4 protein-coding genes and 3 pseudogenes are annotated in these 5,021 nt (G+C 61.7%); 2 read left to right on the top strand and 5 right to left on the bottom strand.

The window, feature by feature from the left end:
• Positions 1-528: 528 nt before the first annotated feature.
• From AX750_RS00035 to AX750_RS00045, 3 genes and pseudogenes are all read right to left on the bottom strand, one after another.
• On the bottom strand, positions 529-843 hold the full coding sequence (locus tag AX750_RS00035; protein ID WP_197432776.1) for an ATP-binding protein: 315 nt from the start codon (positions 841-843) through the stop codon (positions 529-531).
• A 233-nt stretch (positions 844-1,076) separates the two neighbouring features.
• A pseudogene (locus tag AX750_RS25240) lies at positions 1,077-1,594 on the bottom strand (type IV secretory system conjugative DNA transfer family protein); the annotation flags it as partial.
• Positions 1,595-1,776: 182 nt separating this feature from the next.
• Entirely contained in the window at positions 1,777-2,070 is a 294-nt protein-coding gene (locus AX750_RS00045; protein WP_067253397.1) for an antibiotic biosynthesis monooxygenase, read from the bottom strand.
• Between the two features lie 222 nt (positions 2,071-2,292).
• Between AX750_RS00045 and AX750_RS00050 the strand changes: the two genes are divergently transcribed.
• Positions 2,293-3,261: a helix-turn-helix domain-containing protein gene (locus tag AX750_RS00050; RefSeq protein ID WP_067253400.1), complete on the top strand. Its 969-nt coding sequence runs from the start codon at positions 2,293-2,295 to the stop codon at positions 3,259-3,261.
• A gap of 48 nt (positions 3,262-3,309) precedes the next feature.
• On the opposite strand, the pseudogene AX750_RS00055 reads toward AX750_RS00050, so the two are convergent.
• Positions 3,310-3,597: pseudogene (locus tag AX750_RS00055) on the bottom strand (DUF3363 domain-containing protein); the annotation flags it as partial.
• 57 nt (positions 3,598-3,654) lie between these two features.
• Between AX750_RS00055 and AX750_RS27105 the strand changes: the two are divergent.
• Positions 3,655-3,765 (top strand): annotated as a pseudogene (locus tag AX750_RS27105) (Fic family protein); the annotation flags it as partial.
• 21 nt (positions 3,766-3,786) lie between these two features.
• Here AX750_RS27105 and AX750_RS00060 read toward each other — a convergent pair.
• On the bottom strand, positions 3,787-4,863 hold the full coding sequence (locus tag AX750_RS00060) for a hypothetical protein (RefSeq protein WP_348626261.1): 1,077 nt from the start codon (positions 4,861-4,863) through the stop codon (positions 3,787-3,789).
• Between the last annotated feature and the right edge of the window lie 158 nt (positions 4,864-5,021).

A 5,021-nucleotide genomic window follows, 5' to 3' on the forward strand; every position in this document is an offset into this window, starting at 1 on the left:
AAGCCGGCACGCGGTGGCTCTGCGAAGCTACACCACCAGCAGGGACACGACCCCCCCGACCCGCCTCCTTTTTGACTTCTCAGGCCGCGATCGCCCGTCGCAAGCGAGATTGCACCCGCCGCGAACAGCGCGGCCGCGAACCCGTAGGCGCACGCCAACGCCACTTGCTTCAAGAAGATCGGTATCCGCACGCCGTCGCCCCAAACATGTTGGTTCCTCCGATTGCGCACACGATGGTGCGATTGGCCTCCAACTCGGAGCCGGTGGAGTCAGTTCCAAATTCGTCCAATTAAAGGGAAGGGCTATCGTCCGATAGCGTTGAAAAAACTCTCGAATTTTCGCGGAGTCATTCGAAGGACTATTTGAGATTCGAGGCATGGCATCGCCTTCGCGTCGCTCAGACGGGCTGGCCCGGTCGGAACTCGTACGTCCGGCGGGTCAAGTTTTCCCAAGAGATTTGACCAGGAGCGCAATATGGCACGGTAGGAGCGACACCCGATTCACTTCGGCTAAGCCGTCCCGGTTCGCTCAGTCAGCGCAACAAACCCGGTCGCGCCCATCAAGCGGGCCACACGCCTCTTGCCGATGGCGACCCCGTCGGCCTTGGGCGGCGAAGTCGAAGCCGGTGAGATCACGTACATAGGGGAAGCGCGCGAGCCCGAAGGACATCTCGATCCGGCGCTGGTCGCGCCGTGAGACCTCGCGCTCGCAGAACAGCGTCAGCGCTTCCCGGATCGTGAGCTCGCGGCGGCCGGCCTCGTCGATCAAGCTATCGAGCTGGTCGCGCAGCGCTGTCAGCTTCAGTCGATCCAGCAGCGCGGTGAGGTGATCGTGCTGATCCATCAGAAGCTGCCTCCGGCAACCGCTTCATACTCGGCGAGCGGACGCAACAGCGCCGCGGGCGGCGATGAGGATCGCGGCGGCAGGCTATGGACCGGGCGTTCCCGTGTTCCGACCAGGCCGGCCAGATGGGCATCGTCGACGGCGCGACCATGACGCCCCTTTAACTCGGCATGGACGGCCACCTCCCGGCCGCCATGATGAACGCGCAAAATCGCGTTGCCGACCGTGACCCTCGCCGAGCCGGGCCAGGTCAAGAGCGACGGCACGACCAGACCGACGCCCTTGCCGGAGCGGGTCGGCGCGAAGCACAGCACATGCTCCGGCCCGTCGTGGCGGAGATAGGCATGATCGAGCTTGCCGAGCACGACGCCGTCCGGCCCAAGCAGCCCGGCCGCCTTCACCTCTTTGCCGTCGGCCCAGCGGGCGGAGCCATAGGTCTCGACGTTCTTCGCCTCGCGCGCCCGCCAGACTGACATGCCGATGGCGACGGGGATTGAGATGAAGCCGCCCGACGCCGCGATATAGGCGCCCTCGACGAAGATCGGCGGCGCATAGGCGTCGTAGAAATACCCCCACCAGAAAAAGGCCGGCGGGTAATAGACCGGCCAGCCCATCAGCTCGAACCATGGATGGCCGAGCTGCGGCTGGAAGCCGAGGCGGTAGGCGGTCCACTGCGTCGCCGTCCAGGCGTGAACAGCACGATCAGGAAGACTACTGTGATCTGGCCCCACAAAATCTTAGTGGCGGACATGGCGACCCTTGCGGCAAATCCCGCAGAGGTCGGATCACGGCTATAAATAACAATTCAGATCATGCCGGCGTATAGTAATCGGCGCTTCTATCGTAGGAATGGTATACTCTGTTTAGCAGTATCGGCGCCGAATATTCTATACGAGCTAATTTCCGTGCCTGGACGGCCCTTCCTCAGTGATCCTACTTCACCGCCAAAGCATCCCAACGTTCAATCACGGGCGGTGTCGACAAGAGTTCGTCCGCATGCTGCATCAGAGCGGCAGCAATTGGGCCATTCAGGTGAGCGCCGCGATCTTCATCGGTCGCAAAAGCGTCAAAAATCGCGTAGCTTTGAGGCCCGAATTTCACGGCGTACCACACCGGCGTGCCGGTCTCCTCCTGCGCCAACGGCAATGCACCTTGAAGAAACGCTTCAAGATCCGCCTCTTTGCCGGGCTTCGCTTCCAGCCGAACATACAGCCCAAACTTAATCATACCTATCTCCTTATCAGACTTGGAATCTGCCCCGGCACGGATCGACAGCAACGATGATTTCCAAGAGTTGTTGTTGCAGACACCCGAGTGGCTCGACTCGCGCCTTTGTCGATACGCGCCTCAACCGAGAGCGGCCTTCGTTCCCAAAGGCAGTCACAACCCTAATGGAGGTCAGTTCATCAGTCGCTTGGCATAAATGACAAATGTAGTACCATTCTCGCCATGAACATCGCGATCCTTGCCCTTGATGGGACTTTCGACACCGGACTGGCCGCGTTCCAAGACACGCTGACCACAGCCGCCGAACTGGCGCCGACCTCAGAAAGCAAGTCGTTCAAGGCGACCGTTCTGAGCGTCCGGCACGGCGCGATGACTGCGCATGGCTTGGCCATACCTGCTGTGCCGGCAGTCGCCTCTTTTGCGCCTGATCTTGTGCTCGTGCCTGCGGTCGGCGCAAAGACCGAGGAGGCGCTGAGCACCACACTCCGCCATCCGGATTGCGAGAGCGCTGGCGTTCTGTTGCGCGCGTGGCATAAACAGGGCGCGACTATCGCAGCGGCATGTACGGGAACGTTCCTGCTAGCGGAGGCCGGCCTGTTGGATGGTCGGGCCGCGACGACGAGTTGGTGGCTGAGTCCGTTCTTTCGCTCCCGTTATCCGCGCGTGGATTTGGATCATCATCGCACCATCGTGCGGGCCGACAACATCGTTACGGCGGGGGCTGTGTTGGCCCATTTCGATCTGGCATTGTGGTTTATTCGACAGCGCAGCCCTGAACTTGCGGCGACGACAGCCCGCTACTTGATGCTCGACCCGCGTTCACCCCAGGCGACATACGCGATCCCGGATCACCTTCGACACACGGACGAGCTTGTCCAAGCTTTTGAGGTATGGGTGCGGACGAACCTTGATCGAGTTTTCTCGCTCCGAGACGCGGCGCAGTTCACTGGAGCAAGTACGCGAACGCTGTCGAGAAGAGTTCACGCCGTGCTCGGACGATCACCACTGGCGTACCACCAGGATCTACGGGTCGAACACGCGACCTATCTTCTGAGGACGACTCGAATGAGCGTCGATGAAATCGCTTCTCGGACCGGGTACGCTAATGGAACGACCCTTCGTGTGCTGCTTCGACGCAAAACCGGGCGTACCGCATCTGAGCTGCGCCGGCTTAGCGAGTTCGCCGACTAATCAGATCGCGCCTGCACCCTCCCGCGACATGACCGTGGACGATGGCCTCTATAGTCCCAGGTCGCGTTTGCGGCCGAGGCTCCACTCGATGCCGCCGCCGGCTCGCGCGACGCCGGCGATGTGCTGGCCGAGCTTGCGATCGATCTCCCGCGACCACGGCACGAGCTGGAAGCCGAGCCCGTTGTCGATCATCGCGAACCGTCCGGACGACAGGGTGAGGCTTTGGCGATAAGTGCCGGCGACGTGTTCGCCCGCCGCCGCCTTCAGGTGAGGCAGGCCGGTTTCGGCGGCGAGCTTGGAGCCGACGGCGTCCAACTCGCGGCGGCGGAGCGTGCCCCATCCGCGATTTTCCGCAAGCTCGCGGTAGCGTTCGTACTGGTCGGCGGGGTGAAGGTCGTCATCTCCGTCTTCGTCGTTGTCTTCCTGGAGATCCATCCCTTTCAGGACGGCAATGGGCGCCTGTCTCGCGTGCTGACGACGCTCCTGCTATTGCGCGCCGGCTATGCACGACGGGAGACGCCGGGCTCATCTACGTCTTTTGCGGCGCCTGCGCACTCGCTCGCGTGGTGTCTTTGGCTCGCCCGCGACAATCCGCGCTGAACGACGCTCGCGCAATTGCGTCGCCACGACTTCAATCTCTGCGCCAGCAGCTGTTACGGCGTCATCGGAGAGGCAGTGCCCAGCAAGCCAGCCATCGAGAAATTGCCTAATGGAGGGGGCGCAGCCGCGCTTGATGAAGGCAAGCACCAACGCCCAGTCTTTGGACCGGAACCGAACCATTCGCTCGATCAGGATGCTCGTCGCGCGCTTGCAGGCTAGGTCGAACTCACCATGTTCAAGCCAGAGCTGGTTGAGGAACTCGACGCAGACATTGATATGCGATCTCAACTCGGCGTTGCGCGTGCCCATGAAATTGGCAAGCGCTGCAAAATTTCCGAAATCTCGCGCTTGATCCTCGCGGATTGCCGTAAGCATCACGTCCGCATTCAAAGCAAGATGGCCGTGACGACGCCAAGCTAGACCGACAACCAAGTCGACATAACGGCGATGGTTCACGATTCCCAGGTCGAGGGCAAATGAGAACACCACTTGCAGCCAGGCCCCTTTGGTCGAGCAAGCGGCCTCGCCGTACTGTCGGAAATACATGTCTTCCGAAACAAGCACATGCTTCGCGTCCGCGAGATTGGCGGCGTCGAGAGCATGGGGTCCAAAGGATTGATAGATCAACGCGGCAAGCTCGGAAGGTTCGCCAGGGATGCTGACAGGACGAACCTCGCAAGCCGGCTCGATGCGGGAGATCTGCTCTTCGATGTAGCTTCGCCGCGCCGCAGTTTCTTCTGCAGTATGCTCCTGCCGGATGAACTCGCCATTGTGCCAAGCGACGGTCATGGACGGCTCGGCACGCACCTCCTGCTCGTCTCGCACGGTTCGCAATTCGTCGATGACGGATTGGGGCACCATGATCGTTCCGAAGACGGATCTGAGGACGTCGAGGGCGTCCATCGTTGCGGCCGTCCAGGCGGTGTAGGTATCGACACAGCGCCCCCATCTCGATGTTGCTTTAGAACCTGACGCGCAGCGATGCGCTCGGCCTCGGTTGATCCGCCCCCGCCGAGAGGTCCAATGTTATTGTTAGTGGACGGTTGGCCTCGACGCCAGCGCGGGCGGCGTAGCTGATCCGGGTTGCGCAGTCGCCCGCGCGGTCATGGCGGGCACGAAGACCTCCGGCGCGGGAGGCTTGTATCCGAGCGAGCCACGCG

It is taken from the genome of Methylobacterium sp. CCH7-A2, from assembly GCF_001557075.1.
GTDB lineage: Bacteria > Pseudomonadota > Alphaproteobacteria > Rhizobiales > Beijerinckiaceae > Allobosea > Allobosea massiliensis.